This is a genomic window from Flavonifractor sp. An10, assembly GCF_002161215.1.
In the GTDB taxonomy this organism is placed as follows: domain Bacteria; phylum Bacillota; class Clostridia; order Oscillospirales; family Oscillospiraceae; genus Flavonifractor; species Flavonifractor avistercoris.
On the sequence record NZ_NFMB01000010.1, the window covers coordinates 57,319 to 82,810 of the forward strand.

The window sequence follows — 25,492 nt, forward strand, 5'->3', positions numbered from 1 at the left end:
CGCCGCAAAAAGCCTTGACTTTTCCAGAGCCCGCTGATATAATGCTAGAGCCGCTTTGAATGGGAACCAAAGTGAAGCACGGCGTGATGTCACGCTCGGCACGCTCGCGGCCGGGTCGCTAAGTGCGTACTCCGCGAAAAATGCCGCTGGCCTGCGGCCAGCCTGTTTTTTCGTCTGCGTACTCCCTTAGCTCCCCTGCTCACGGCCTGCGCGCTTCCTCCCCCGACAGCGAGCCCGTCATGAAGGAGTTGAAAGAAACATGCATGCGATCATTGAGACCGGCGGCAAGCAGTACAAGGTGGCCGAGGGCGACACCCTGTTCATCGAGAAGCTGCCCGTGGAGGCCGGCGAGGCCGTGACCTTCGACAAGGTGCTGGCCGTCATCGACGGTGAGAACGTCACCGTGGGCACCCCCGTGGTGGAGGGCGCCAAGGTGGACGCCTCCGTGGTGAAGAACGGCAAGGGCAAGAAGATCATCGTCTTCAAGTACAAGCCCAAGAAGGGCTACCGCCGCAAGCAGGGCCACCGTCAGCCCTACACCAAAGTCACCATCGGCAAGATCTCTGTGTAAGATGACCACGGTTCGCTTTCAGATGGAGGGCGAGCGCATTGTGGGCTTCACCGTCCAGGGCCACAGCGGCTATGGGGAGGCGGGCTCGGACATCGTCTGCGCCGCCGTCACCAGCGCCGTCCGCCTGACCGAGTGCGCCGTCAACGACGTGCTGGGCCTGGGGGCCTCGGTGAAGATCCGGGAAAAGGACGCGTCCATCCATCTGCGCATACCCGGCGGGCTGAGCGCGGAGAACGAGTCGGTGTGCCAGACCCTTCTGGCCGCCCTGATGGTTCACTTTGCCAGCCTGCACGAGGAGTATCCCGAAAACCTGACCGTGCTGGAGGAGGATTGACCTCCGCACGACATGATTTACACACAAGTTTGGAGGTGTGAATACCATGCTGAACATCGGTCTGCAGTTTTTCGCCCACAAGAAGGGCGTCGGCTCCACCCGCAACGGCCGTGATTCCGAGGCCAAGCGCCTGGGCGTGAAGCGGGGCGACGGCCAGTTCGTCCTGGCCGGCAACATCTTGGTTCGCCAGCGGGGCACCCATATCCATCCCGGCGTCAACGTGGGCAAGGGCAGCGACGACACCCTGTTCGCCCTCAAGAGCGGCAAGGTGAAGTTTGAGCGCCTGGGCAAGGATCGCAAGCAGGTCTCCATTGTCGAGATCGCTCAGTAATTGCGCACAAATCGCCCCGAACTCCGGAGTTCGGGGCGATTTTCTGTATAAAGGAGAGAATGTATGGCAGCACCCTTTGTGGACACCGCCCGCATCACCGTGCGGGCGGGCAATGGCGGCAACGGCGCGGTGGCCTTCCACCGGGAGAAGTACGTGGCCGCCGGCGGCCCCGACGGCGGCGACGGCGGCCGGGGGGGCAGCGTGATTCTGGAGATCAACGAGCACATGTCCACCCTGATGGACTTCCGGTACAAGCGCAAGTACGTGGCGGCCAACGGCATGGACGGCCAGGGCAAGCGCTGCTCCGGCAAGGACGGGGAGGATCTGATCATCAAGGTTCCCCGGGGCACGGTGGTGCGGGACGCCGAGACGAAGGAGATCATCTGCGACATGTCCCAGACCGACCGCTTCGTGCTGGCCCGCGGCGGCAACGGCGGCTGGGGCAACAAGCACTTCGCCACCCCCACCCGGCAGGTGCCCCGCTTCGCCAAGGCGGGCCTGCCCGGCCAGAGCCGGGACGTGATCCTGGAGCTCAAGCTCCTGGCCGACGTGGGCCTGGTGGGCTTCCCCAACGTGGGCAAGTCCACCCTGCTCTCTGTGGTGAGCAAGGCCCGGCCCAAGATCGCCAACTACCACTTCACCACCCTGTTCCCCAACCTGGGGGTGGTGTACGTGGAGGAGGGGGTGTCCTTCGTCCTGGCCGACATCCCCGGCATCATCGAGGGGGCCGCCGAGGGCGCCGGCCTGGGCCACGACTTTTTGCGGCACATCGACCGGTGCCGCCTGCTCATCCACGTGGTGGACGTGTCCGGCTCCGAGGGGCGGGATCCGGTGGCCGACTTTGAGGCCATCCAGGCCGAGCTGAAGGAGTACGGCTCCGGGCTGGAGAACCGGCCCATGCTGGTGGCGGGCAACAAGGTGGACATTGCCGCCGACCGGAGCGGGCTGGAGGCCCTGAAGGCCCACGTGGAGGCCAAGGGGCTCCCCTTCTTCGAGATCTCCGCCGCCGCCCAGCTGGGCACCCGGGAGCTGATGTACGCCGCCGCCCGGGAGCTGGAGCACCTGCCCCCCATAACGGTGTACGAGCCCACCTATGTGGAGCGGCCGCCGGAGGTGGATATGTCCCAGCCCCTCAACATCATCCACGAGGACGACACCTGGATCGTGGAGGGCCCCTGGCTCCAGCGGCTCATGTCCAACGTCAACTTCGGGGACTACGAGTCCCGCAACTGGTTCGACAAGATGCTCCGCCAGTCCGGCCTGTTCGACCGGCTGGAGGAGATGGGCATCAAGGACGGGGACATCGTGTCCCTGTACAACCTGGAATTTGAATACCAGCGGTAAGTCAAAAAAGCGGCAAAGCCGCTTTTTTGAGAAAGGATGCATGGCGGAAGGGGTTCGATTTCTTGCGAAATTGTCACCCCTTCCGCCATGAGAAGTGTCATTTCCGAGGCGCATGTCCCCGGAAATGACGGATTTTCAATTTATTCCTGCGGCTGCGGCCGCAGGAACTCTGCGAGGCTCTCCTTTGCGGGAGATTTTTCGACAAGCAGAGCGCTCCGCCTCGTCCGAGGCGGAGCGCTTGTCTTTTATGGTGAAATCCCCACTTTTTTGTAGGGGCGGCTATTAGCCGCCCGCGCTTACCGGGAGGACGATGTCCCCCACAGTGACGGAGGACACCTCGTCCAGGGGCCGGATGGTGTCGAACACCAGGCCTATGCTGCACTTGGCGCGGCCGCTGCCGGAGCCGATGTGGGTGTTGCCGCTGTCAATCTCCAGGGTAGTGCCGTCGGTGTAGGTGATCACAATGGGCAGGTCGCGGAAGGGGGCGTAAGGGTCGTTTTCCCCATCCTCCAGGCCGTTTTCCCGCTCCGCCTGGGGCACCTCCTGATGGACGGTATACTCTACCATGATGGACAGGGGGGAGAGAGTGACCGCGTCCAGGGTGGCGTCCATGCCGTTGAGGGTGAAGTCCTGCCCCGCGGGCAGGGAGACGGAGGAATCCTCAAAGGCCATGTGGAACTCCAGCTTCCAGGGGCCTTCCGCCAGCAGCTCCTTGTCCAGATAGTCCTCAGAGGCCTCATAGAGGCCCTGGAAGGTGGCGGTAACCTTTCCGGGGCGGATGGGGCTGCTGAAAGTCCAGACCTCCATAAACTGGATGGCGTTGTCGTTGGGATCGGCGTCGTAGAAGCGGGAGTAGCCGCCTCCACCGCCGCCCAAAAGGACGGCCAGGGGGTTGCCGGGCGTCACATCATGGCTGTCGAAGGTGAGGGGCAGGGCGTTATCCCCGCTCTCCAGCACCTCCTGGCTCACCAGGGGCTCCCCGTCGTCCCGCCGGATGGAGTAGACGATGGCGTAGCTGTAGGTGTCGCCCACGATGGCGTCGGCGGTGATGGTGACGCCGTTGGAGGTGGCGCTGGCCCCGATGGGGTAGCCGATCTGGTCGATGATCTCTGTCTCGGCGGCCCCGCCGCCGAACAGGCCGGCAAAGGCCTCCCCGGCGCTGTCCAGGGCGCCGGTGGCCCCGGCCACCCCCAGGCTGAGCACCAGGGCGGCCGCCGCGGCCGCCGCGGCGAAGCGGCGGAAGCGGAGGGGGCGCACCACCTTCCCCGCCGCGGGGGCGGAGAGCAGGTGTTCCACCATATCGGCCTTCTGCTCCGGGGTGAAGCGGAGAGCATCCATGGCGTCCCGATAGCTGTTTTTCATGTCAATCCCTCGCTTTCTAGCAGTGCGCGGAGCTGCTGGCGGCCCCGGCTGAGCTGGGTGGAGACGGTGGCGGGCTTCTCGCCCAGCAGCTCCGCGATCTCCTTGGCCGCGTAGCCCTCGTAGTAGTAGAGGTAGATCACCGCCCGGTACTTGGGGGGCAGCAGGTTGACGGCGGCCAGGAGGCCCCCCTCCTCCTCCTCTGGGGCGGGCACCGCCGCCGCGGCCTCCAGGGCCACGGTGGTGCGCCGCCAGTGGCTTTTCAGGTGATCCTTGCACAGGTTGGCCGCCGTGCGGATGATCCAGGCCTTCTCATGCTCCGGGGAGGCAAACTCCCGGGGCTTCTGGAGCAGCTTGAGGAACACCGTCTGGCAGATGTCCTGGGCGTCGTCGGTGCTTTTCAGATAGGTATAGCTCAGGCGGAGGATCAGATCCGAGTAGCTGTGCACCAGCCGCTCGGCCTCCGCCCGGTTCAACGGGGCGGGCAAGCGCACCACATCCTTTCTCTGGCAGGCTCAAAAGCGCTTTCACCAACAATACGACTGAGGGGAGGGAAATCTTTCACCCAGGGCAAAAAAATACCGCAGGCCGGCCGGCCTGCGGCTCTTCGGTTCAGTGGGCGGGCGTCTCCGGCGGGCGCTTCCCGGCGGCGGCGCCGTCGTCCTCCTCGGTGTGGAGGAACTTCTTGATGATAAAGATCAGGGCCACCGCCGCCACCCCCAGCAGGGTGTCCACCGAGCTGGAGTGGCTCACCACCAGCTGCCGGGCAATGGCGAAGAGGAGCACGTCGGTCACCGCCCGCGGTGTGTGGAGCAGCAGCATCTTCACAAACTCGATACCCACCACGATGGTCATGGCCGAGACAAAAAAGCCGTCCAGATCGAACTGTCCGGCCAGCAGCTCGTTCAGGGTTGTCTGCCCTACCAGGAACAGCTGCACCAGGGTGACGGCCAGAATCACCACCGCCACCACCAGCTCCAGTCCCCACGCCGCCCGCAGCAGGCCGCGCACCCATTTTGACCGCATGGCGTCTCCCCCCTTGCTCTGTTTGATGGATCCATCCAAGTATACCGGAATCCGCCCCTGCCGTCAACGGTCTGTGGAATCGGCGGGCGGAAACCGGGGCATACTGGAAAATTAGATTGACAAAACAGGTCGGCTGTGCTACAATACCGGCAGTTGAAAAGGGAGTAGTTTGAAAGTCATGCCGTCAACACCACGGCCCGGTTCTCCGGCCTGGCGGTATGCGCCCGGTGCGGTAACAAGACTTTTCGACAACTGCTGTGTCATGCAGCGGTTGGCGGAAGGTCTTTTTTGTTGCCCTCCGCCCATTCCAGAAGAACGAAAGGAAGGAATGTCATGAGCGAGCAGCCCTACTACAGGCAGACCGCCCAGCAGGCGCTGGAGAGCCAGCAGGCCGACCTCCGCGGCCTGTCGGAGGCGGAGGTGCGCAGGCGCGCCGAGCAGTACGGCCCCAACAAGCTGTCCGAGGGCAAGAAAAAGAGCACCCTGCAGGTGTTCCTGGAGCAGTTCAAGGATCTGCTGGTGATCATCCTGATCATCGCCGCCCTGATCTCCGCCGTGTCAGAGAATGTGGAGAGCACCATCGTCATCTTCGCCGTGCTCATCCTCAACGCCATCCTGGGCACCGTCCAGTATGTGAAGGCGGAAAAGTCCCTGGAGAGCCTGAAGGCCATGTCCTCCCCCACCGCCAAGGTGCTGCGGGGCGGCGCCCGGGTGGAGATCCCCTCCGCCGACGTGGTGCCCGGCGACATCGTGCTGCTGGAGGCCGGCGACATGGTGGTGGCCGACGGCCGCATTTTGGAGAACTTCTCTTTGAAGGTCAATGAGTCCTCCCTCACCGGCGAGAGCGAGGGCGTGGACAAGAGCGCTGACGCCATCGACGCCGAGCAGGTGGCCCTGGGCGACCAGAAGAACATGGTGTTCTCCGGCTCCCTGGTGACCTACGGCCGGGCCACCGTGCTGGTCACCGGCACCGGCATGAACACCGAGCTGGGCAAGATCGCCGCCCTCATGAACCAGACCCAGCAGCGCAAGACCCCCCTGCAGGAGAGCCTGGACAACTTCTCCGCCAAGCTGGCCATCGTCATCATGGTCATCTGCGCGGCGGTGTTCGTCCTGTCCATCTTCCGCACCGGCATGGGCGTGCTGGACTCCCTCATGTTCGCCGTGGCCCTGGCCGTGGCCGCCATCCCCGAGGCCCTCAGCTCCATCGTCACCATCGTGCTGGCCATGGGCACCCAGAAGATGGCCCGGCAGAACGCCATCATCAAGGATCTCAAGGCCGTGGAGAGCCTGGGCTCCGTGTCCGTCATCTGCTCCGACAAGACGGGCACCCTGACCCAGAACAAGATGACCCCCCAGAAGGTGTACGCCGACGGCTCCCTGCTGGAGGGGGACGACCTGGATCTGGTCAACGACGTGCAGCGGCTGCTGCTCAAGGCCGCCCTGCTGGCCAGCGACGCCACCAACAACGCCGAGACCGGCGCCTCCATCGGCGATCCCACCGAGGTGGCCCTGGTCATGCTGGGGGAGCGGTTCGGCGTGGACGAGGAGACCTACCGGGAGCAGCACCCCCGCCTGGGCGAGCTGGCCTTTGACTCCGACCGCAAGCTGATGAGCACCCTCCACGACATCGACGGCACCCCCACCCTGTTCACCAAGGGCGCCATCGACGTGCTGCTGAACCGCTCCAAGTGGCTCCTCACCCGGGAGGGCAAGGTGGAGATGACCCCCGAGCGGAAGGAGACCATCGCCCGGGTGAACATGGAGCTGTCCATGGAGGGCCTGCGTGTGCTGGCCTTCGCCTATAAGGAGCTGGACGCTGTCCGGCCCCTCACCCTGGACGACGAGGACGACTTCACCTTCATCGGCCTCATTTCCATGATCGACCCGCCCCGGCCCGAGGCCATCCAGGCCGTGGCCGACGCCAAGCAGGGCGGCATCCGCACCGTCATGATCACCGGCGACCACAAGGTCACCGCCACCGCCATCGCCAAGCAGCTGGGCATCTTCCTGGAGGGGGACGAGGCCCTCTCCGGCGTGGAGCTTGACCAGATGAGCGACGCCGATCTGGACGAGCGGCTGGAGCACATCTCGGTCTACGCCCGGGTGTCCCCGGAGCATAAGATCCGCATCGTCAACGCCTGGCAGCGCAAGGGCAAGATTGTCTCCATGACCGGCGACGGCGTCAACGACGCCCCCGCCCTGAAGAAGGCGGATATCGGCGTGGCCATGGGCATCACCGGCACCGAGGTATCCAAGGACGCCGCCTCCATGATCCTGGCCGACGACAACTTCGCCACCATCGTCAAGGCGGTGGTCAACGGCCGCAGTGTGTACGCTAACATCAAAAACGCCATCCAGTTCCTGCTCAGCGGCAACACCGCCGGCATCTTCTGTGTGCTCTACGCCTCTCTGCTGGCCCTGCCGGTGCCCTTCCAGCCGGTCCACCTGCTGTTTATCAACCTGCTCACCGACTCCCTGCCCGCCATCGCCATAGGCATGGAGCCTGCACGCCGGGGCCTGCTGGACCAGAAGCCCCGGGACCCCAAGGAGCCCATCCTCAGCCGGGACCTGCTGACCCGCATCGGCGGCCAGGGCCTGCTCATCGCCATCGTCACCATGATTGCCTTCTACCTGGGCTATCAGGGGGGCGACGCCGTCCTGGCCTCCACCATGGCCTTCGCCACCCTCACCCTGGCCCGTCTGTTCCACGGCTTCAACTGCCGGGGCGACGCGTCCATCTTCCGCCTGAAGTTCTCCACCAACAAGTACTCCGTCATGGCCTTCTTTGCCGGCGTGGTGCTGCTGCTGGCGGTGCTCTTTATCCCCGGCCTGAAGGGCCTGTTTATGGTGGCTCCCGCTTTCGGAGTCGCCAACCTGGGAGAGATCGTTCTGCTGGCCCTGGCTCCCACTGTGGTGATCCAGATCGTGAAAATCATCTGCGACGCCCGGAACAAGTAATCTGCAACGCAAACGCCCTCCCGGGCCGCAAAAGCGGCCCGGGAGGGCTCTTTTTCTGTTCACTGCACCGAGACATCCAGCAGATAGATGCTGTCCACGCAGACGTTGAGCAGGTAGAACTCATAGCTCCCGTCGGCGGGGGCGGTAAAGTGCATGTCCATGGTCACATTGAGATTGCCGTTGAACAGGGGCACCCTGGCCCCGTCCCGGAGGACGCCGATCTCCATGGGCTGGCCCCGCTCCTCGTAGCCCTCCACCAGGCCAGCCGTCAGGGAGAAGCGCACCGTCTCCCCCTCCGCCAGTGTCCAGGGCCGGCCTCCGTCCCGGAACTGGCACATGACGCCGTTCTTGATTTCCACCGGGATGTCCCAATAGTCGCCGATATTCAGCACCGCGCCGCTCAGGCCGAAGGCGTTCAGATCATCGGGAGGCTCCCGATTGCCCAGGCCCACCACCCCCTCCCCCTGGGGGAATACCGGCACATCCGGTTCCCCCTGCCGGGAGACGGCGGCAAAGCCGGTGAGCAGGCCGATGCCGAAGGCCGCCAGCAGCACGGCCGCCAGCACACAGCGGCGGCGGGTGGGCTTTTTCCATGTCATAATGGTCACCACTCTTTCTTTGATGGCATGCTTGCCGTAGCAGGGATAGGGGGAAGAACGGGCCGGCCGGGCCGCGGCGGATACCAGGGTGGAGGCGTACTCCGCCCGGCAGTCCCGGCCCGCCCGGGCCAGCACCGCCTTGTCGCAGTCCAGCTCCACGTCCCGGGCCAGGAAAACCGCCAGCACCCAGGCCAGGGGGTTGTACCAGTGCAGGCAGACCACCAGCAGGGAGAGGCCCCGTTTCAGGTTGTCCCGCCGGGCCAGGTGGACGGACTCGTGGAGGAGCACCAGGGGAAGGGCCTCCTCCGGCACGCCGGGGGGCAGGAGAATGGCGGGGCGGAACAGGCCGCAGGCCATGGGGGTGGTCAGGCCGGGGTACTCCAGCACCCGGAGCCGACGGCCTGACCGGCCGGTCAGCCACGCCTCCACCGCCGGGCGGCGGCAGGGGCGGGCCCGGCGGAGCCGGAGCCGCCAGGAGAGCCACAAGCCCGCAAACAGGGCGGCCAGCACCAGGGCCCCCGCGGCCCACACCAGCACCGGCCAGGGGATATCGAGCCTGTCCGGGGCCGCCGGGAGGGCCTCCGCGTCGGCCGCCGCCGTCCCGGGCAGGGGCGCCGGCAGGGACACGCTGGGCAGGGGCCGGGGCAGAAGGGCGCTGACATCCACAGAGGCGGGGCCGGACACGGAGACGGGCAGGAGAAACCGCAGGGCGGCCAGCAGCCACAGCCAGGACAGCACCCCCGAGGGGAGCCGCCTCCGGCCCGCCGTCCGCACCGCCAGGGCCGCCAGCACGGCGAGCCCTCCGTACAGGGACATCTGGAGCGGGGTCAGCCAGATCAGCATGGGACGCCTCCCTTCTCTATTTCAGCTTGTCGATCAGGGCCTGCATCTCCTCCACGTCCTCTTGGCTCAGGGAGCCGCTGCCCACCAGGGTGGAGAACAGCAGGGCGGGGGAGCCCTGGAACAGGCCGTCCACCAGGTGCCCCAGTTCCTGGGTGCGCACCTCCTCCCTGCCCACCAGGGGGCGGCAGAGGAAGCCGGGCTCCCGCCGCTCGATGAGGCCCTTTTTCACGCAGCTGTTGAGGATGGTATAGGTGGTGTTCTTGTTCCAGCCGCACTGCTCGTGGAGCAGGCCGCACAGGGTCTTGGCGGGGAGCTCCCCCTTCTCCCACAGCTGGTTCATCACGCGCAGGGCGGATTTGGACAGTTCCATGGCGCACCTCTCAGACGATAATTGTAGTCTAGACGCCTGTAGTGTACCACAGGACAGGGCGCCTGTCAAGACTACAGTTATAGTCTGGCGCACAAAAAAGCCGCCCGGGCCGCTTTTGCGGCCCGGGCGGGCTATGATTCTGCGTCGCGACGGCTCAGAGCAGCTCCAGCTCCAGCACCTCCTGAGACCAGTCCCGCTGGGTGCTGTCCAGCCCACGGCCGTCCACCATCAGTTCCCCCACCTGGTTGTCGTAGGGATCCTGCCGCCAGCCGGTCATGGGGGGCGTCAGGGGGGCCTGGAAGGCGGAGTTGGCCACCATCCGCCAGGGATCCAGGCTGCCGAAGTAGTGGGCGCGGCGGGCGTCCTCCCCGCTGCGCCGGGCGGAGGAGCCGAAGGAGCAGTCCGCCCACAGCCAGCCGTGGGGGGCCAGGTAGAACATGGCCCAGTCGTGGGGGCCCGCCCCGTCGGGGCGGACGGACAGGCCGCTCTGCCACCGGGCGGGGATGCCCGCGATGCGGCACAGGGTGATGAAGAGCAGGGCGAACACCCCGCAGTCCCCCCGCAGGGTCTTGGCGCACTGGTCGGCGATGCAGTCCAGCTGGAGGTAGGCGGGCTGATAGCGGTAGTCCACCTGGCCGGTGACATAGTCATAGATGGCCTTGGCCCGCTCCGCCGGGGAGGTGAGCCCCGCCGTCAGCCGGGCGGCCAGGGCCCGCAGGTAGGGGGTAAAGAGGATGTGGGGCGGCTGCTCCTCCAGATCGAAGGCGGGCTGCACCGGCTCCAGGGGGAGGGCCAGGGGATTCACATACTCCGCCCTGTGGAGGTAGCGGTAGGTGACGGTGAACTCCGACACCCCCCTGGTGTCCCACCAGATGGTGCGCTGGGGGGCGTCCTCCGGGGCGGGAACGCCGCCGGGGGTGGCGTCCAGGATCTGGATCCCGCTCTGCTGGGGGCAGGCCGCCGGGATGGGCAGCCAGGCCTGCACCGCCCGCCCCTCCACCGGCACCAGGGCGCGGATGGAGGCCCGCAGGGTGATGCGGGCGGTGAGGGAGCCCTCCCGCTCCATCCGGGCCAGCATGGCGTCCCGCTCGGTGTGGTCGGCGCGCTCCGGCCGCAGGCCGGGGGCCTCCCGGGGGTAGATGCGCAGGGACTCCAGGAACCGCTCGTGGATGTGCATCTCCCCGCCCAGCATCCGCCAGTCGATGCGCCCGCCGTCCACCAGGGCGTCAAACTGCTCCTCGGTGAACTCCGGCCACTCCGCCCGGATCTGCCCGACGGCCTCCGCCCGGGTGAAGGGGTAGTCGTGGCCCAGCCGCTCCAGCCGCACCCGCTCCGCCTCCAGCCGGGGGGCCAGCAGGGGCTGCTTCCCCCCGGAGAGCCGCTGGTCAATGAGCCGGACGGCCCCCTCCAGATCTCCCATGTCCCGCCGGCGGGCGATGTCGGTGGGCAGGGCGTCGCCCAGATGCAGAAACGCCTCGTTCTTTGTCATGGAACCGGCCTCCCTTTTCACGCGCTGCGGTTGATTCGTCAGACATCATTTTATCACGGCCCGGCCGGGCTGTCCAGGCTGTCCAGGGCGAAAAGGGCGGCCCCCAGGGCGCCGCAGAGATCCGGGTCGGGGGCGATCCACAGGGGCGCGCCCAGCCGCTCCTCCAGGGCCTTCACCACCCCCCGGTTGCGGGCCACGCCGCCGGTCATCATGTAGGGCCCTTTGGCCCCCGCCCGGCTGGCCAGGGCGGCGGTCTTGCCCGCCACCGACTGGTTCAGGCCGTGGACGATGTCGGCGGCGGAGTGGTTGTCGGCGATGAGGGAGACCACCTCCGACTCGGCAAAGACGGTGCACATGCTGGAGATGGTCAGCTCCTGCTCCCAGGACAGGCCGATGGCCGCCATCTCGTCCATCTCCAGCTCCAGGGTGCGGGCCATCAGCTCCAGAAAGCGCCCGGTGCCGGCGGCGCACTTGTCGTTCATGACGAAGTTGGTCACGTTCCCCTCCCCGTCCAGGCAGATGACCTTGCTGTCCTGGCCGCCGATGTCCACGATGGCCCGGGCCTGGGGGTACAGCCGGTGGGCCCCCCGGGCGTGGCAGGTGATCTCCGTCACCTGGCCGGTGGCAAAGGGGATGTTGCTGCGGCCGTAGCCGGTGGCCACGATGGCGGCCATGTCCGCCGGAGAAAGGCCGTCCAGGGCGGCGAAGGCCTTCTCCGCCCCCTGGCTGGCCTTGGGGCCGGTGCGGACGATGGCGGAGGCCGCCACGTTCCCGGCCAGATCCAGCACCACCACGTTGGTGGTGGTGGAGCCGCTGTCGATGCCCGCCACGTACTTCCCCCGCCGGCCGGCGGAGGCGGGGGCTGCCCGGAGGTTCATCCCCTCCAGGAAGGCCTCCAGCCGGGTGGACAGCTGCCCGGCGGACAGGGGGGTAAAGTCGGTCTCCACCTTCAGCAGGGGGAGGGCGGTGGTCTTGCGCAGGTTCTCGTACTCGAAGGCGTAGTAGTCGCAGAACTTGACGGTGTGGTACACCAGCCCCTTCAGGTTGGGGTGGGCCAGCAGCTCCTCCCGCCGCCCCACCGCGTCCATCCGCAGGCAGGGGATCTGCCCCAGCAGGGCCCCGGCGTACCAGTCCAGCAGGCCGTCCGGCTCCTCCCCCAGCCCCTCCGGCGGGGGGACGAAGCGGTTGCCGCCGCAGGTGAAGTCCTCCACCGGGATGGGGGAGGCCCGCCGAAGGGCGGCCAGGAGGCTCTCCCCCGCCCGGGCACCGGTCACCGCCAGGAAGGGCCCAACGGGCAGGGGGCTGCGGGGGGTGAAGGCGGCCCGGAAGGCCGCGGCGTCGAATTTTGCGCCCCGGCAGGCCCCGTACTCCGCCGCCAGGCGCTTCAGCTCCGCCGCCAGCCTGGCCCGGGCGCAGCCATCGTCGTGGTGGGGGAGATCCAGCAGGAAGAGGAAGTCCAGCTCCCCCCGATCCCGGAGCACGTCATAGCAGCGGCGGATGGAGTCGCAGCAGTTGACCAGCACCAGCTCCCGGACGCCCTCCCGGCCGCACTCCTCCAGCACCGCCTTGGCGTGGCAGCAGAAGTGGTTGTGGGTCAGCTCCTCGGCCCGGGTGAAGTCCGCCGCCTCCCGGTTCAGCAGCACCGGCTCCCCGCCGAAGGCGGAGAGCAGCTCCACCGGGGTGTATTTGCAGGTATATCCGATCATTTCGCTCCCTCCAGCAGCTCCAGGAAGGCCTGGAGCCGGGTCACCATCTGTCCGTCGTTCACGTTGCCGCTGTCGCAGCCGTCCCCGTCCAGCACCAGGGTGGGAAAGCCCGCCTCCTCCAGGCGGCCCTTCACCAGCTGGGCCGCGCCGGAGGTCTGCTTGCACCCCCAGTGGCAGAAGTACACCGCCCCGTCGGCGTGCAGCCGCCGGGCCAGCTCCACCGCCCGCTCCGCCCGGCGGGCCGCCCCGCCGTTGAAGGAGGAGCTCACCAGCCGCCGGGCCATGGACTCGTAGGGGTGCTCCGGATCGGGGAGGAGATCGGTGTCCAGGGTCATGTCGGAGCCCACGATCTCCACGTCCTCCCGGAAGTTGAGCAGGGCGCGCAGGCTGTCCTGCCAGTGGGGGAGTGTGTGCAGCCACAGCAGCCGCTTCCCCCGCCGCCCCTCCGGAAGGGCGGCCACCTGGGTGCACAGCCGCTCCACGTACTCCAGGGCCGCCTGGCTGCCCAGCATGGGGTGGACGGCGAAGACGGAGAGCATCTCGGAGGTCATCTCGTCGGACAGGTGCCGCTCCGCCCGCAGCTCCAGGTAGCGGCGGTAACCCTCCACCGTGGCCCGGGAGCGGGCCATGGCCGCCCGCAGGGCGTCCTCCGACAGGGTGCGGCCGGTGTGGGCCTGGATAAAGTCCCCCATGGCCCGCAGCTGCTCCGCCACATAGGCCACGCTGTCCTCCGCGGGGGAGAAGGGCACGTCCACCGTGAAGTGGGGCACGTCCCAGAACCGGGCCAGCCGGCGGAAGGTGAGCTGGTTGGCGTCGCAGGCCAGGGAGGTGTTGAGCACAAACCGGGGCTTTGCCATGACGCCGGTCTCCGCCAGGCCCAGCAGGATCTTGTGGTAGGAGCAGTAGCTGTCCGGCACCCCCCGCTCCTCCGCGGCCTCCACAAACACCCGCTCGGCCGCCGTGGACACCAGGTAGCAGGACAGGCCCTCGGGCAGCACCGGCGGGATGTCCAGGGCGTGGAGCAGCTCGCAGGGCAGGAAGATGTTGACGCAGGCCGCCCGGCCGGGCTTCCCCAGCCCGGCGGCCATGGAGCGGGCCGTGGCCCCCTGCATCATGCACCGGGCGGGCAGCACGTTTTTGGGCGGAATCAGGCGCATCTGCACCCCCACCAGATTGTAGGCGGTGTGGAGCAGGCGGCGGGCCCGCTCCGGATGCTCCCCCACCTGGCGGGAGATGAAGCGGCCCAGCTTTTCAATGGCGGGACTTGGCATAGGGGCTCCTTTCCTGAGAAAAACGGCCGCCCGGAACAGGCGGCCCGAAACATAAAACGCATATATTCCAGAAAAGAAAGAAGGACGGCTTTCAGCCGTCCTTCTTTCTTTTCTGGAGCAGGTGACGAGGCTCGAACTCGCTACCTCCACCTTGGCAAGGTGGCGCTCTACCAGATGAGCTACACCTGCAAGCGACGGATTATATTATAGCGGACAGGGCCGTCTCTGTCAAGAGGTTGTGTCAAATTTTCTTGTTCCCTTTTTGCGGATTTTCTCTTGACAGGAGACTACTTTGTGATACAATGTAGCTGCGAAAGGTATTTTGCAACGCAAGGTAGTGATGCCATGATCCCGTCTCAACTGCTCAAGGGCACCCTGGAGGGGTGCATCCTGGCGGTAATCCGCAAAAAGCCCACCTACGGCTATGAGATCGCCCAGCAGCTGGCCGCCTACGGCTTCGGCCGCATCGCCGAGGGCACCATCTATCCCCTGCTGCTGCGGCTGGAGAAAAACGGGGCCGTCCAGGCCCAACTCCGGCCGTCGGAGCTGGGCCCCCAGCGGAAATACTACGCCCTGACGGAGCGGGGCCGGGAGGAGCTGGCCGCCTTCATGGGCAGCTATGCCGAGCTGACGCAGGCGGTGAACCGCCTGCTGGCCGACACGCGGAAGGAGGAGTCCCCATGACCCGAACCAAACAGCTGATGCGGGAGAACAACGCCTTTGAGCGGGCGCTGAGCCCGGAATTCAATCAGGTGCTCACCGACATGGTGGTCTACCTCCGCTCCGCCCCGGTGAGCGAGTACAATCAGGAGCTGGTGCGCCGGGACATCGGCCGGATGTTCCTGGACGCCCAGCGCCGGGGGGACTCCCCCGCCGACGTGATCGGGGAGGACTACCGCCAGTTCTGCGACCAGGTGCTGGCCGAGGTGCCCCGGCTCACGGTGCGGGAGCGGGTGCTGGACGGCCTGTCCACCTCCCTGGTATGCCTGGGGGTATGGGGTGTGATCTGGTTTGTCAACCGGGGGGTGCTGGCCCGATTCTTTCCGATGGCCATTGTGTGGGGCGGCTGGCCGGAGATCCCGGTCACCACGGGGGATGCGCTGGTGACGGTGCTCATCCTGGCCGCGGCGGGATATTTGTTCCACAGCGTCTCGCGGGCCGCGTTTTCCGGCAGCTCAAACCTCCTGCTGATCAAGGTCTTTGGGGCCCTGGCGGTGCTGCTGGTGGTGGGCCGGGTGTTTGACGGCCTTCTGGGGTATCTCCATTTTGGCGTTGTGCTGGCCGGGGTCGCCCTCTGCTTTGTACTGGGCAAGGTGCTGGAGCACCTCACCGACCGTTAAAGCACGGCGGGGCGGGCCTTTGGCCCGCCCCGCTCAGGCTGTCGATAAACCATCCCACCGAAGGATTCGGAGGGAAGGATAGTGTGAAAGGGAACCGTCAGGGTTCCCTTTCGCGTTGGATCAAACAACTTTTTGAAACTTTTTTGAAGTTTCAAAAAGTTCTGCAGCGTGTCGAAAAGACTTTTTCGACACGCTGCACGGCGGGGCGGGCCAAAGGCCCGCCCCGCTCTTTGCTGTTATTCCATCCGGCCGAAGTACCAGCCGGTGACGCCGTCCTTCTTCACCAGGGCCCGGTCGGAGATGCGCCGCACCACCGACAGGGTGTCGCCGGGGCGCACCTCCAGCCGGTAGTCGGTGGAGTCCTCGCACCGGGTAACCCCCCTGTCCACGTACAGGTACTCGGTGAGCACATCCAGCACCCGCCCCGTCTCCAGGTGGCGGCAGCGGCTCAGCTCCCGCCCCCGCTCCAGCACCTCCAGGGCGTTGCGGCCCCAGCGGACGTTCACCGAGTCCGCCGACGGCGCCTGGGCGTCCAGGGCCGCGGCAGTGGGCAGGCCGTCGTAGGCAAACCAGGAGAAGGCCCCGCCGGGCCTCTCCGGCAGCACCAGGGCGTTGAGCTGCCCGCCGATCTGGAGGGAGCAGCCGCCGTCGATGGAGGCGATGTGCCGCCTCTCCTCCAGCAGGGGCCGGCAGCGGGGCACCCGGGGGTCGTAGAGGGTCACCGGCCAGTGGCCCACGATGCACCAGCGGCGGAAGGCGTGCCCCTGGGAGAGGAAGTCGTCGTTTTTCATGCAGCCCCAGGCGTCCAGGCCGTCCAGCCGCTCCTCATCGGCCACGCCGCCGTGGACGAACAGATAGTCGGGGGTCACCAGGATCTCCGGCATGGCCTCCAGGAAGGCCAGCTCGGGGGCGAAGCGCTCCCGCACCACCTCCCGCAGGGCGGCCAGATCCTCCGGCCCTCTGGTCTCAAAGCCCGCCGCCTGCCCCATCTGCACCAGCAGGCAGCGGTCCCGCCACACATTCAGGTAGTGGTGGTAGAAGCCCGCCTCCGGCGCCCCCTCGTCCAGGGCGAAATCGCTGACCAGGTTGTCGCAGTTGCCCCGGACGCAGTACACCGTGTTCCGCTCCTCCAGGGCCATGATATAGCGCAGGGTGGCCAGGCTGTCCGGCCCCTTCTCCACCAGATCCCCCAGCAGCACCAGGACATCGTCCGGGGTATAGCGGGCGGCGGAGAGCACCCCCTTGAAAAACGGCAGATTGCCGTGGATGTCGCTGATCACCAGCACCCGCCGCCCCGGCGGCAGGGTCAGGCGCACCACGTTTGCGGTTCTGGACATGGGCTTCACCTCGGTTCCTCCTGCTATTGTACCACGCCCGGCGCAAAAAAGGAACGGGATTCTCCGGAGAGAATCCCGTTCCTTTTTTGTGAGGCGTCAGGCCATCAGATTGCGGACAATATTGAACACCGCGATGGCCAGCACCACCAGCTGTACGGCGTTGAAGGCCTTCTCCACCGCCGCCTCGGAGCACTTCTTGTTCAGGCTGGCCCCGATGAAGCCGCCGGCGATGGCGCCCACGATCATCACGGGGGCGATGGACAGGTCGAAGACGGCGAAGCCGGTGGTCAGGGCCACGGTGGCCAGCTTGGAGATCTGGGCGAACAGGATGGTGACCAGGGAGCAGACCGTGGCGGTCTTGGTGTCAAAGGAGAACAGGTAGATGATGAGGGCCACATTGATGGGGCCGCCCCCGATGCCCAGGAAGGAGGAGCAGACGCCCAGGAACACGCCCACCAGCAGGGCCACCGCCGCGCCCCGCAGCTGTCTGCTGGGGATGCGGCTCTTGTTCTTCATGTAGAGGAACACCGCCAGGATCAGCAGGCCCAGCACCACGTTCTGCACCACCGTGACGGCGGCGTTGGCCTGGAGGGCGTCCACAATGAGCTGGAGCAGGTGCTCCCCCGCCAGGCCGCCCACCACAGAGCCCAGGGCCAGGGGGATGGCGGTGCCGAAGGGGATCTTCGTCCTGGCGAGCATCTGCTTGCCGATGGACACCACCGACATGGAAAACACGGTGAGGGAGGACAGCACGCCGATGGTCTGCACGTCAAAGCCGTGGAGCACGTCCATCAGCGGCTTGATGATGACGCCGCCCCCCATGCCGGTGAGGGAGCCCACCGTGGTGGCGCCGATGGCAATCAGGAAGTAGAGCACGTACTGCAAGGGAACGCCTTCTTTCGGAGAATTTCAGCGGGGGCTCAGCCGCCGCAGGGGCAACCGCCCACGGGGGCGGAGTTGAGGGCGGGATCCTTCATGCACAGGTGAACCGCCGCGGTGGTGTAGGTGCGGGGCAGGGCCAGGATGTTGGGGTTGGGGCCGGTGTACTTGCGCATGGCGTCGGCCAGGGCCTCCTCGAAGGTGGCGCGGGTCTTCAGGCCCATGCCCCGGGCGATGCCCGGCTCCCGGGCGCCCACGATGTAGATGGCGCTGGTGTGCTCCTCGGCCAGGTGGCCGCAGCTCATCATGGAGAAGCCGTGGAAGGGGTGGAAGGCGTTGGCGAAGCGGTACTTGCGGATGTACTCCTCCTTGGTGGCGAAGTACTCGCCGTAGCGGTTCATGTCGGGGAGGATGTTCATGTAGTCGTGCTGGAACAGGTCGTACAGCTCCCGCAGGTAGGGCCAGCGCTCGTCGTGGAAGTACCCGTCGCAGATGGAGGACACGATGAACACGCAGTGGTCGCTCATGATGCGCTTGTGGCGGATGACCTGGGCGGACAGGGCCTGCATCATCTGGATGGGGTTGGTGCCCATGCCGTTGCCGTAGTGGAAGTTGGTGGGCATGCCGAAGACGATGATGTCGTACTTCTTCTCCGCCCAGTGGACATAGGTGCGCTTGTCCGCCATCTTCCAGGAGATGGGCTGCATCTCCTTGGCCCAGCCGGAGTGGATCTCGATCTGGCGGCTCTTGGTGTCCAGCACGGCGTCGCAGCAGAAGAACTTCTTGCCCATCTTCTCCTCCATGAGCATGCCCTGCTGGTCGAACTTGTGGCGCATCTCGCTGTTGGTGGACACGGGCACGAAGTCGGGCCGGTGCATGACCTGGGGCACGTGGTGGGCCGCGATGCTCCGCCAGTGGGAGATGCCGGTGGCGCAGTGCTTGTAGCCGCCGGAGTAGCCGCCGTAGGGGTTGCCCTGGGTGTGGCCGATGAGGATGGCCACGTCGGCGTCATAGACGTACTTGTTCATGATCACGTGGTCGCCCTGGGCTGTGTGGCCCAGATCCACCAAGTGGTCGTAGTCCTCGCTGTCGTGGCTGGTGATCTGGCCGGAGGGGTAGAACTCGTTGAAGAGCTCGGGGCCCAGGATGGTCTGCATCTCGGCCACGGTGGCCCGGGGGTGCAGGCCGTTGGAGAAGAGGAGCAGAATGTCCTTCTTCTCCACCCCGGCGGCGTACAGCTCGTCCAGGCAGGCCCGGATGGCCACCTTCCGGTGGCTGGTGGGCTGGTTGCCGCCCTTGACGATGTCGGGGATGACGATGACCACGCTGCTGCCCTTGTGGGCCAGCTCCCGCAGGGTGGGCATGCCGATGGGGTTGCGGATGGACTCCAGGGTGGCGCTGTACAGGCTGTCCCAGTCCTGGGGCAGGCAGGGCGGGTCGGCCACCGTCTCGCCGGGGATGAAGATGTCGGTGCTGTCGGGCAGCTCCGCGCCCATCAGGCCCTGGCCGTATTCAAACTCCAGTTTCATGTGTTTCCACTCCTTTTTACTTGCCCAGATACAGGCGGATAATCTCCAGATACTCCTCGGGGTAGAAGCCGATCTCGCCGCTGAACCGGGTCAGGGCGATCAGGCCGCCGTCGATGTCGCCGATGGAGGAGAGCATGGCGGCGTTGTCCGCCTTCAGGCCGCCGCCGTACACCACGTCCAGGCCGCCGGTCTGCTCCTTGACGAAGCGGGCGATCTTCTCGATGTAGGGCTTGTCGGCGGGGGTCTTGCCGGGGCCGATAGACCAGATGGGCTCGTAGGCGATGACCACCCGGCTCTTGTCCACCCCGTCCAGGCCGATGGACAGCTGGTCGCCCAGCACCTGCTGCCACTGCTCCTGCTCCTCGCTCTTCTCGCCGATGCAGTAGAGCACCTTCAGACCCGCGGCCTGGGCCGCCTTTACCTCCTGGTTGAGCAGGCGGTTGACGGCGGCGGTGTCGGTGACGCCCGCCTCGGCCAGGATGCCGGCCTTGTCGTTGCGCTCCTCGCAGTGGCCGATCAGCGTCCAGCCGCAGCCCAGGGCGGCGGCGGCGTGGGCGGGCCGGTTGGTGGTGAAGGCGCCGAAGTTGCCCCCCACGGCGGTGTCCGCCCGGAACACGCCCTGGCAGCCCAGCTGCACCGGGCTGTTCTCCGCCCGGGCGGCCGCGGCGGGAATCAGGTGGGCCTCGGGGAAGAAGTCCACAAACTCCGCCTCGGCGGGGTCGTAGCCGGTCAGGCCCTTCTGGGTCTCGGCCACGATCACCCTGCCCCACTCGGCCATGGGGGCCAGGCGGTTGACCCCGCCCAGCTCCACCGGCACGTCAAAACGTTTCAAATTGAGGAAAATATGTTTCATATTACTTGGCACCCGGCTTTCCCAGATTTTTGAACATATAGCCCTTGTAGCTCTCCACGCCGGGCTGGTTGAAGGGGTTGACCCCCACCAGCCTGCAGGAGAGGTAGCAGGAGAAGAGGAAGAAATAGAACAGCTCCCCCAGGGTGTGGGCGTCGATGGCGGGGATGGACAGCTCCAGGCAGGGGATGCCCCCCTCGCTGTGGGCCCGCATGGTGGCCCGCCGGGCGGTGTCGTTGATGTCCCAGAAGTCCCTGCCCGTCAGGTAGTCGAAGTAGTCCTTCTTGTCCGTGGCGGGCAGCACCACCGACGCGTCGCGGGCCCGCACGGTCACGAAGGTCTCAAAGAGGATGGGGCTGCCCTGCTGGATGAACTGGCCGATGGAGTGGAGATCCTCCGAGTTGGAGGACACCACCGGGTACAGCCCGGTGCCGTCCTTGCCCTCGCTCTCGGCGAAGAGCTGGATCCACCACTTGGCGAAGTAGTCCAGCCGGGGCTCGAAGAAGGCCAGCATCTCCAGGCTCAGGCCCTGCTCCAGCATCCACTTGCGCAGGCAGGCGTACCGCAGGGCCAGGTTCTCCCCCGCCGGGGCGGCGCGGAGCTCATCCCGCATGTCCCGCATGCCCTGCACCAGGGCCTTCACGTCCACCCCGGCCACCGCCATGGGGAACAGGCCCACGTCGCTGCCCACGGAGTAGCGGCCGCCGATGCGCTCCGGGAAGGTGAGGAAGGTGTAGCCGTTGTCGATGCACAGCTGGTGGAGGGTGGAGCCAGGGGTGCCGGTGGCGAAGATGCGCTTTGCCGCCTCCGCCTGGCCGTACCGCTGCTCCAGATAGCGGCGCAGCACCCGGAAGGAGATGCCCGGCTCCAGGGTCTCGAAGTTCTTGGCGATGCAGTCGATGTAGACGGACTGATAGCCGTCCAGCTCCTTCAGCAGCCGGGCGGTCTCGCAGGCGGAGATGGTGTTGCCCGCCCACAGGATGGCGGGGCCGTTCTCCGGCCGCAGGGCCTTCACCACCGCCCGGGCCGCCTGGTTGGAGCCGCCGATGCCGATGACCACAAAGGCGTCGGCGTCGTCCCGCACCCGGGCGGCCTGCTCCAGCAGGAAGTCCACCCGCTCGGGCCCGGCGGCCTCGTCCACGGAGAACCAGCCCAGGTTGTCCCGGTGCTGCGCCTCCCCGGCCAGCACCTCCGCCAGCAGGGGGGCGGCGGCCTGGAGCCGCTGCTCCAGGGCCTCCTGGGTGAGGCCCGTCCGGCCGCCGGAAAAGGTCAGGGTGATGTCCCCCATGGCTCAGCCCTCCCCGGCGTAGCGCTCCGCCATGTCGGCCAGGGTGGCCTGCTCCACCAGGGGGGCGCGGCCATAGCTGCCGAACTCCACGATCAGGGTGCCCACGGCCTCCTTCACGCCCCGGCGCATGGCATCGGTGATCAGGGCCACGGAGCCCTCGTCGCCGGTGCCGTACATGACGGTGTCCATGATGGGGGCCAGGAAGGCGCGGGGATCAAAGGCGTCCCGCTTCTCGTCCAGCAGCTTCCAGATGCCGCCCACCTTGGGGTCGTCCTTCAGCTCGGGGCAGTCCCGGAACAGCTCCCGGAAGTTGCGGGTGACAGCCAGGCGGATGTCGGTGTCCACGTTGATCTTGCTGATGCCGCAGGGGATGGCGGCCTTCAGCTCCTCCTTGGAGATGCCGTAGGCGTTCTGGATGCTGCCGCCCAGGGCGTTGATCTCGTCCACGATGTAGCGGGGCACGGTGGAGGAGCCGTGGGACACCAGGGCGCCCTGGATGCCCTCGTGGTTCATGCACTCCTTGATGGCGATGGGGATCTCGCGGCGCAGCTTCACGTTCTTGCCCTTGCTGGCGCCGTGCATGGTGCCGTAGCTGATGGCCAGGGCGTCCACCCCGGTCTTCTTGAAGAACTCGATGGCGGACAGGGGGTTGGTGTAGGTGGAGTTGGCGGCGAACACGTGATCCTCCACGCCGGCCAGCACGCCCAGCTCGCCCTCCACGGACACGCCCCGGGCGTGGGCGTACTTGACCACCTCGCGGGTCAGCTCCACGTTCTCGTCAAAGGGCAGGGAGGAGCCGTCGATCATGACGGAGGTGTAGCCCCCCTCGATGGCGGCCACGCAGGAGTCGAAGTTCTTGCCGTGGTCCAGGTGGAGCACCACGGGGATGGGGCTGTCCGCCGCAAACTTCTTCACCGCCTCGGCGATGTTGCGGGCCCCCTTCTTCTTGTCCTCCAGGGTGCCGTTCTGGAAGTCCACCCGGCCGCCCATGAAGGCGTTGGCCAGGTCGGCCCCCTGCAGGATGGCGGGGGAGCGGAACATCTCGTGGACGGCGATGACGGCCTCGGCCTGGGCCACCGCGTTGACGTTGAAGGCCCCCTGGGCGTAGCCGTATTTCACAGCGGCGTCCAGCACGGGACGCAGAGGTACGAGAGGCATAATGATTCTCCTTTCGGTTGTTCGGTTATCTGGTGTACACGGTGCGCCCGCCCACCACGGTGCGGGCCACCTGGTAATCCTCGTCCAGCAGAACCAGGTCGGCGTCACGGCCCACGTCCAGCTCCCCCTTGGAGGCCCAGCCCATCAGGCGGGCGGGGTTGGCGGTCATGAGGCGGGAGACGGTCTCCGCCCCCTCTCCGGTAAAGGCCATCAGGTTGCGCAGGGCCTGGGCCAGGGTGAGGGTGGAGCCGGCCCGGACGCCGTTGGGCAGCTTGGCGTCCCCGTCCTCCACAATCACGTCGTTGACCCCCAGCTTGTAGTTGCCGTCGGGCAGGCCGGCGGCCATGATGGAGTCGGTGACGGCGATCACCCGGTCATACCCCTTGGCCTTCAGGTAGAGCCGCACGGTGCCCGGGTGGAGGTGGCGGCCGTCGCAGATGGCCTCCACATACACGTCGCTCTCCAGGGCCACGCCGAAGATGGCCGGGTCGTGCTGATGGAACAGGCGCATGGCGTTGCCCAGGTGGGTGGTGGAGCGGACGCCCGCCTCCACGCAGGCTACGCACTGGTCATAGCCCGCGCCGCTGTGGCCCATGGCGCACACGATGCCCATGGCGTTGAGGCGGGGGATCAGCTCGGGCACGCCGGGGATCTCGGGGGCCAGGGTGGTGTAGCGCACGTGGCCGCCGGAGGCCTTCTGATATTGGGCAAAGAGCTCCGCGTCGGCGGTGTGCATCAGCAGGTGCTCCGGCATGGCGCCCTTGTACTCGGAGGACAGGCAGGGCCCCTCCAGGTGGATGCCCAGCAGGGCCGCCCCGTCGTAGGGGCCGCCCTCGATGACCTGCCGGGCCTGCTCCATGCACCAGAGGGTCTGCTCCGGCGTGTCGGTGAGCACCGAGCACAGCCAGCCGGTGACCCCCTGGCTGGCGAAGAACCGGCCGATGGTGCGCAGGCCCTCGGCGTCGGCGGCGTTCACGTCCACTCCGGCGGCCCCGTGGGTGTGGAGATCCAGGAAGCCGGGGAGAACCTTGCACCCGGCGGCGTCCACCTCGGGCAGGCCCTTCTCATTGTGATAGCCGTGGGTGACGGCGGTGATGGTTCCGTCCTCCACCGCCAGATCCACCGGGGTGAAGGCGCCGTTCCACAGCACTGCGCCGTTTTTCAGATAGAAGGAATTGTCCATGGCGCGCTCCTCAATAGGCCTGGCCGGCGGCCACGCTGTTGACATACAGCAGGGCGTCGGGGTGCTTCTGGGCCAGGGTGGCGGGGAAGGCGGCGGTGATCTCGCCGTAGGCCGCCCGGCGGCACACGGCCCGGTGCCAGTCCCGGAACACGCCCAGGCGCAGCTTCCTGGCCCCCAGGATCTCCTTCATGCCGATGGTGACGCACTTGTGGGGCATGTCCTCCAGGGCGCCGCCCAGATCGCCCACGCAGTTGGTGGCCCGGGTCTCCGGGTGGATGTCCAGCACCCGGGTGGGCAGCTGGGCGAACTGCTCGGGGGTCAGCTCGGGCTGGGGCTCGTTGAAGGCCAGGTGGCCGGTGATGCCGATGCCGCCGAAGGCGATGTCCACGCCGCCCAACTGCTCAATGAGGGCGGGGATGCGGCCCAGGTCGCTGGGATCGGGGAACACCCGCTGCTCCTCGGGCATGAGCAGCTCCGGGTCGATTTTGCCGTACACGTTCCGGGCCATGAAGCCCCGGAAGGACAGAGGGTCGTTCTGGTCGATCCACTGGCCGTCGTCGGTCAGGTACTCGTCCATGTTGATGAACCAGCAGTTCTTCAGGGACAGCTTCTCCCGGTTCACCAGGCGGACGAAGATGGGGTACTGGCCCACCGGGCCCACCGGGCAGATAAAGACGGTGTGCTTGCCGGCGGCGTTGTTGGCCCGGATGGCATTGACCATCTCCAGGGCCATCTCGTAGAACACCTCGCCGGAGTCCCCCAGCTTGAGGATGGGCAGCTTGGCCCCCTGGCCCAGCTCCTGGGCGGAAATATGATAGTAGTCCATTGCGGTAAACTCCTTTCACAATATTGCCTGACAAAGCCTCGCAGAGTTCACGCCCGCAGGCGCGAACTCAGTTGGATCAGTTTTCGGCCGCGACACGCGCGTGGACGAAAACACCTCTCAGCACGCAAGCGTGGGTATTGGCCGCCGGAAGCGGCCAATACCTGCGCACAGCGGGCTGCAGCTTCCTCGTCCAGGCAGCCCTATGCTGCCTGGACGAATTCACTGGAACAGATGCTCCAGGTTCATCTGGCGGATCATCTTGACGATCTCCTTGGTGCGGGAGCAGCCGAACTTGTGCAGCAGGCCCTTGATCTGGGTCTTGACCGTCACCACCTCCACGCACCGGAGCCTGGCGATTTCGGCCACCTTCTTGTCCCGGAGCAGCAGCTTCACCAGCTCGTGCTCCGCAGGGGTCAGGTGGGCCACATTGTTGATGAAGAAGATCAGGGATCGCTCGCTGCGGCGCAGGCGGGCGTACTCCTGCATGACGGTGTTCTGGATCTTGGGCTCCAGCTCCGCCCGGCCCTGGCTGGCCCGGCGGATGTGCTCCAGCAGCCGCTCCTCCTCACAGCCCTTGACCACATAGTCCACCGCGCCTGTGCCCATGGCGCTGGTGATCATGTCGTCGGTCTCGTGGGCGGTGAGGAAGATGATCTTGATGTCCGGATGGATGGCGGAGATAATCTCGGCGGCGCGGATGCCCGCGTCCACCGTCTCCATCTCGATGTCCATGAGGATCACGTCGCAGGGGGTGCTCCGCGCCAGGGCCACAATCTCGTCGCCGGTGGCGGCGGCGCCCACCACCTCCATGTCCTGCTGGGAGGACACCACGTCGCAGAAGTCCTCCCGCAGCAGGGGGAAGTCCTCCGCCACCATGACACGAATCGGTTTGTCCACG

The 25,492-nt window shown here is 66.7% G+C and carries 24 protein-coding genes and 1 tRNA gene; 7 read left to right on the plus strand and 18 right to left on the minus strand.

Annotation, left to right across the window (positions count from 1 at the left end; all coding sequences use genetic code 11):
• The first annotated feature begins 259 nt into the window (after nt 1-259).
• From rplU to obgE, 4 genes are all read left to right on the plus strand, one after another.
• The gene (rplU, locus tag B5E42_RS16490; protein WP_087241655.1) at nt 260-571 is read left to right on the plus strand and encodes a 50S ribosomal protein L21; all 312 of its coding nucleotides are present in this window, start codon (nt 260-262) and stop codon (nt 569-571) included.
• 1 nt (nt 572) lies between these two features.
• Nucleotides 573-905 carry a ribosomal-processing cysteine protease Prp gene (locus tag B5E42_RS16495; protein ID WP_087241657.1) on the plus strand — a complete coding sequence of 111 codons (333 nt, stop codon included), beginning with the start codon at nt 573-575 and terminating at the stop codon, nt 903-905.
• Nucleotides 906-951: 46 nt separating this feature from the next.
• On the plus strand, nt 952-1,236 hold the full coding sequence (gene rpmA, locus B5E42_RS16500) for a 50S ribosomal protein L27 (protein ID WP_087241659.1): 285 nt from the start codon (nt 952-954) through the stop codon (nt 1,234-1,236).
• Nucleotides 1,237-1,299: 63 nt separating this feature from the next.
• The gene (gene obgE / locus B5E42_RS16505) at nt 1,300-2,580 is read left to right on the plus strand and encodes a GTPase ObgE (protein ID WP_087241661.1); all 1,281 of its coding nucleotides are present in this window, start codon (nt 1,300-1,302) and stop codon (nt 2,578-2,580) included.
• Nucleotides 2,581-2,862: 282 nt separating this feature from the next.
• Here obgE and B5E42_RS16510 read toward each other — a convergent pair whose 3' ends face one another.
• The 3 genes from B5E42_RS16510 to B5E42_RS16520 all read right to left on the minus strand — a co-directional run bounded on the left by B5E42_RS16510 (nt 2,863) and on the right by B5E42_RS16520 (nt 4,965).
• Nucleotides 2,863-3,942, minus strand: coding sequence for a DUF4179 domain-containing protein (locus B5E42_RS16510; protein WP_087241663.1), 1,080 nt, complete (start codon nt 3,940-3,942; stop codon nt 2,863-2,865).
• Nucleotides 3,939-4,427, minus strand: a complete 489-nt coding sequence (locus B5E42_RS16515) for a sigma-70 family RNA polymerase sigma factor (RefSeq protein WP_087241665.1) — start codon at nt 4,425-4,427, stop codon at nt 3,939-3,941. The genes B5E42_RS16510 and B5E42_RS16515 overlap by 4 nt, the downstream gene beginning before the upstream one ends.
• 124 nt (nt 4,428-4,551) lie before the next feature.
• Nucleotides 4,552-4,965 carry a hypothetical protein gene (locus B5E42_RS16520; RefSeq protein WP_087241667.1) on the minus strand — a complete coding sequence of 138 codons (414 nt, stop codon included), beginning with the start codon at nt 4,963-4,965 and terminating at the stop codon, nt 4,552-4,554.
• 333 nt (nt 4,966-5,298) lie between these two features.
• On the opposite strand from B5E42_RS16520, the gene B5E42_RS16525 reads away from it, so the two are divergent.
• Nucleotides 5,299-7,926 carry a cation-translocating P-type ATPase gene (locus tag B5E42_RS16525; protein WP_087241669.1) on the plus strand — a complete coding sequence of 876 codons (2,628 nt, stop codon included), beginning with the start codon at nt 5,299-5,301 and terminating at the stop codon, nt 7,924-7,926.
• A 59-nt stretch (nt 7,927-7,985) separates the two neighbouring features.
• Here B5E42_RS16525 and B5E42_RS16530 read toward each other — a convergent pair whose 3' ends face one another.
• The 6 genes from B5E42_RS16530 to B5E42_RS16555 form a co-directional block, all read right to left on the minus strand.
• The gene (locus B5E42_RS16530) at nt 7,986-9,368 is read right to left on the minus strand and encodes a M56 family metallopeptidase (RefSeq protein ID WP_087241671.1); all 1,383 of its coding nucleotides are present in this window, start codon (nt 9,366-9,368) and stop codon (nt 7,986-7,988) included.
• Between the two features lie 16 nt (nt 9,369-9,384).
• Nucleotides 9,385-9,738, minus strand: a complete 354-nt coding sequence (locus B5E42_RS16535; protein ID WP_087241673.1) for a BlaI/MecI/CopY family transcriptional regulator — start codon at nt 9,736-9,738, stop codon at nt 9,385-9,387.
• A gap of 154 nt (nt 9,739-9,892) precedes the next feature.
• Complete coding sequence (locus tag B5E42_RS16540; RefSeq protein ID WP_087241675.1) at nt 9,893-11,227, minus strand: transglutaminase-like domain-containing protein; 1,335 nt, start codon at nt 11,225-11,227, stop codon at nt 9,893-9,895.
• Nucleotides 11,228-11,280: 53 nt separating this feature from the next.
• Nucleotides 11,281-12,933 carry an acyl-CoA dehydratase activase gene (locus B5E42_RS16545; RefSeq protein WP_087241677.1) on the minus strand — a complete coding sequence of 551 codons (1,653 nt, stop codon included), beginning with the start codon at nt 12,931-12,933 and terminating at the stop codon, nt 11,281-11,283.
• A complete protein-coding gene (locus B5E42_RS16550) occupies nt 12,930-14,204 on the minus strand; it encodes a 2-hydroxyacyl-CoA dehydratase family protein (RefSeq protein ID WP_087241679.1) in 1,275 nt (424 codons plus the stop codon). Before B5E42_RS16550 ends, B5E42_RS16545 begins: the two co-directional genes overlap by 4 nt.
• A gap of 113 nt (nt 14,205-14,317) precedes the next feature.
• Nucleotides 14,318-14,393, minus strand: a tRNA-Gly gene (locus B5E42_RS16555).
• Between the two features lie 156 nt (nt 14,394-14,549).
• On the opposite strand from B5E42_RS16555, the gene B5E42_RS16560 reads away from it, so the two are divergent.
• On the plus strand, nt 14,550-14,888 hold the full coding sequence (locus tag B5E42_RS16560; protein WP_087241681.1) for a PadR family transcriptional regulator: 339 nt from the start codon (nt 14,550-14,552) through the stop codon (nt 14,886-14,888).
• Complete coding sequence (locus B5E42_RS16565; RefSeq protein WP_087241683.1) at nt 14,885-15,544, plus strand: hypothetical protein; 660 nt, start codon at nt 14,885-14,887, stop codon at nt 15,542-15,544. Before B5E42_RS16560 ends, B5E42_RS16565 begins: the two co-directional genes overlap by 4 nt.
• 236 nt (nt 15,545-15,780) lie before the next feature.
• Here B5E42_RS16565 and B5E42_RS16570 read toward each other — a convergent pair whose 3' ends face one another.
• The 9 genes from B5E42_RS16570 to B5E42_RS16610 all read right to left on the minus strand — a co-directional run bounded on the left by B5E42_RS16570 (nt 15,781) and on the right by B5E42_RS16610 (nt 25,491).
• Nucleotides 15,781-16,881 (minus strand): metallophosphoesterase, encoded by a 1,101-nt coding sequence (locus B5E42_RS16570; protein ID WP_087241883.1) that lies wholly within the window; start codon nt 16,879-16,881, stop codon nt 15,781-15,783.
• A 96-nt stretch (nt 16,882-16,977) separates the two neighbouring features.
• Complete coding sequence (locus B5E42_RS16575) at nt 16,978-17,757, minus strand: sulfite exporter TauE/SafE family protein (protein ID WP_242967212.1); 780 nt, start codon at nt 17,755-17,757, stop codon at nt 16,978-16,980.
• A gap of 44 nt (nt 17,758-17,801) precedes the next feature.
• Entirely contained in the window at nt 17,802-19,289 is a 1,488-nt protein-coding gene (locus B5E42_RS16580) for a lactate racemase domain-containing protein (protein ID WP_087241687.1), read from the minus strand.
• Nucleotides 19,290-19,305: 16 nt separating this feature from the next.
• On the minus strand, nt 19,306-20,142 hold the full coding sequence (locus B5E42_RS16585; protein ID WP_087241689.1) for a triose-phosphate isomerase family protein: 837 nt from the start codon (nt 20,140-20,142) through the stop codon (nt 19,306-19,308).
• Between the two features lies 1 nt (nt 20,143).
• Nucleotides 20,144-21,427, minus strand: a complete 1,284-nt coding sequence (locus B5E42_RS16590; protein ID WP_087241692.1) for a glucose-6-phosphate isomerase — start codon at nt 21,425-21,427, stop codon at nt 20,144-20,146.
• A 3-nt stretch (nt 21,428-21,430) separates the two neighbouring features.
• Nucleotides 21,431-22,585: a class II fructose-bisphosphate aldolase gene (locus tag B5E42_RS16595; protein WP_087241694.1), complete on the minus strand. Its 1,155-nt coding sequence runs from the start codon at nt 22,583-22,585 to the stop codon at nt 21,431-21,433.
• Nucleotides 22,586-22,610: 25 nt separating this feature from the next.
• Complete coding sequence (nagA, locus tag B5E42_RS16600) at nt 22,611-23,768, minus strand: N-acetylglucosamine-6-phosphate deacetylase (protein ID WP_087241696.1); 1,158 nt, start codon at nt 23,766-23,768, stop codon at nt 22,611-22,613.
• Nucleotides 23,769-23,778: 10 nt separating this feature from the next.
• Nucleotides 23,779-24,594 (minus strand): glucosamine-6-phosphate isomerase, encoded by an 816-nt coding sequence (locus B5E42_RS16605; protein ID WP_087241698.1) that lies wholly within the window; start codon nt 24,592-24,594, stop codon nt 23,779-23,781.
• Nucleotides 24,595-24,813: 219 nt separating this feature from the next.
• Nucleotides 24,814-25,491, minus strand: a complete 678-nt coding sequence (locus B5E42_RS16610) for a response regulator transcription factor (protein WP_087241885.1) — start codon at nt 25,489-25,491, stop codon at nt 24,814-24,816.
• Nucleotide 25,492: the final 1 nt, after the last annotated feature.

Bases quoted from the DNA above. Each gene is read 5' to 3' on its own strand.
- rplU (WP_087241655.1), top strand. From the start codon at position 260: ATGCATGCGATCATTGAGACCGGCGGCAAGCAGTACAAGGTGGCCGAG.
- B5E42_RS16495 (WP_087241657.1), top strand. From the start codon at position 573: ATGACCACGGTTCGCTTTCAGATGGAGGGCGAGCGCATTGTGGGCTTC.
- rpmA (WP_087241659.1), top strand. From the start codon at position 952: ATGCTGAACATCGGTCTGCAGTTTTTCGCCCACAAGAAGGGCGTCGGC.
- obgE (WP_087241661.1), top strand. From the start codon at position 1,300: ATGGCAGCACCCTTTGTGGACACCGCCCGCATCACCGTGCGGGCGGGC.
- B5E42_RS16510 (WP_087241663.1), bottom strand. From the start codon at position 3,942: ATGAAAAACAGCTATCGGGACGCCATGGATGCTCTCCGCTTCACCCCG.
- B5E42_RS16520 (WP_087241667.1), bottom strand. From the start codon at position 4,965: ATGCGGTCAAAATGGGTGCGCGGCCTGCTGCGGGCGGCGTGGGGACTG.
- B5E42_RS16525 (WP_087241669.1), top strand. From the start codon at position 5,299: ATGAGCGAGCAGCCCTACTACAGGCAGACCGCCCAGCAGGCGCTGGAG.
- B5E42_RS16530 (WP_087241671.1), bottom strand. From the start codon at position 9,368: ATGCTGATCTGGCTGACCCCGCTCCAGATGTCCCTGTACGGAGGGCTC.
- B5E42_RS16535 (WP_087241673.1), bottom strand. From the start codon at position 9,738: ATGGAACTGTCCAAATCCGCCCTGCGCGTGATGAACCAGCTGTGGGAG.
- B5E42_RS16540 (WP_087241675.1), bottom strand. From the start codon at position 11,227: ATGACAAAGAACGAGGCGTTTCTGCATCTGGGCGACGCCCTGCCCACC.
- B5E42_RS16545 (WP_087241677.1), bottom strand. From the start codon at position 12,933: ATGATCGGATATACCTGCAAATACACCCCGGTGGAGCTGCTCTCCGCC.
- B5E42_RS16550 (WP_087241679.1), bottom strand. From the start codon at position 14,204: ATGCCAAGTCCCGCCATTGAAAAGCTGGGCCGCTTCATCTCCCGCCAG.
- B5E42_RS16560 (WP_087241681.1), top strand. From the start codon at position 14,550: ATGATCCCGTCTCAACTGCTCAAGGGCACCCTGGAGGGGTGCATCCTG.
- B5E42_RS16565 (WP_087241683.1), top strand. From the start codon at position 14,885: ATGACCCGAACCAAACAGCTGATGCGGGAGAACAACGCCTTTGAGCGG.
- B5E42_RS16570 (WP_087241883.1), bottom strand. From the start codon at position 16,881: ATGTCCAGAACCGCAAACGTGGTGCGCCTGACCCTGCCGCCGGGGCGG.
- B5E42_RS16580 (WP_087241687.1), bottom strand. From the start codon at position 19,289: ATGAAACTGGAGTTTGAATACGGCCAGGGCCTGATGGGCGCGGAGCTG.
- B5E42_RS16585 (WP_087241689.1), bottom strand. From the start codon at position 20,142: ATGAAACATATTTTCCTCAATTTGAAACGTTTTGACGTGCCGGTGGAG.
- B5E42_RS16590 (WP_087241692.1), bottom strand. From the start codon at position 21,427: ATGGGGGACATCACCCTGACCTTTTCCGGCGGCCGGACGGGCCTCACC.
- B5E42_RS16595 (WP_087241694.1), bottom strand. From the start codon at position 22,585: ATGCCTCTCGTACCTCTGCGTCCCGTGCTGGACGCCGCTGTGAAATAC.
- nagA (WP_087241696.1), bottom strand. From the start codon at position 23,768: ATGGACAATTCCTTCTATCTGAAAAACGGCGCAGTGCTGTGGAACGGC.
- B5E42_RS16605 (WP_087241698.1), bottom strand. From the start codon at position 24,594: ATGGACTACTATCATATTTCCGCCCAGGAGCTGGGCCAGGGGGCCAAG.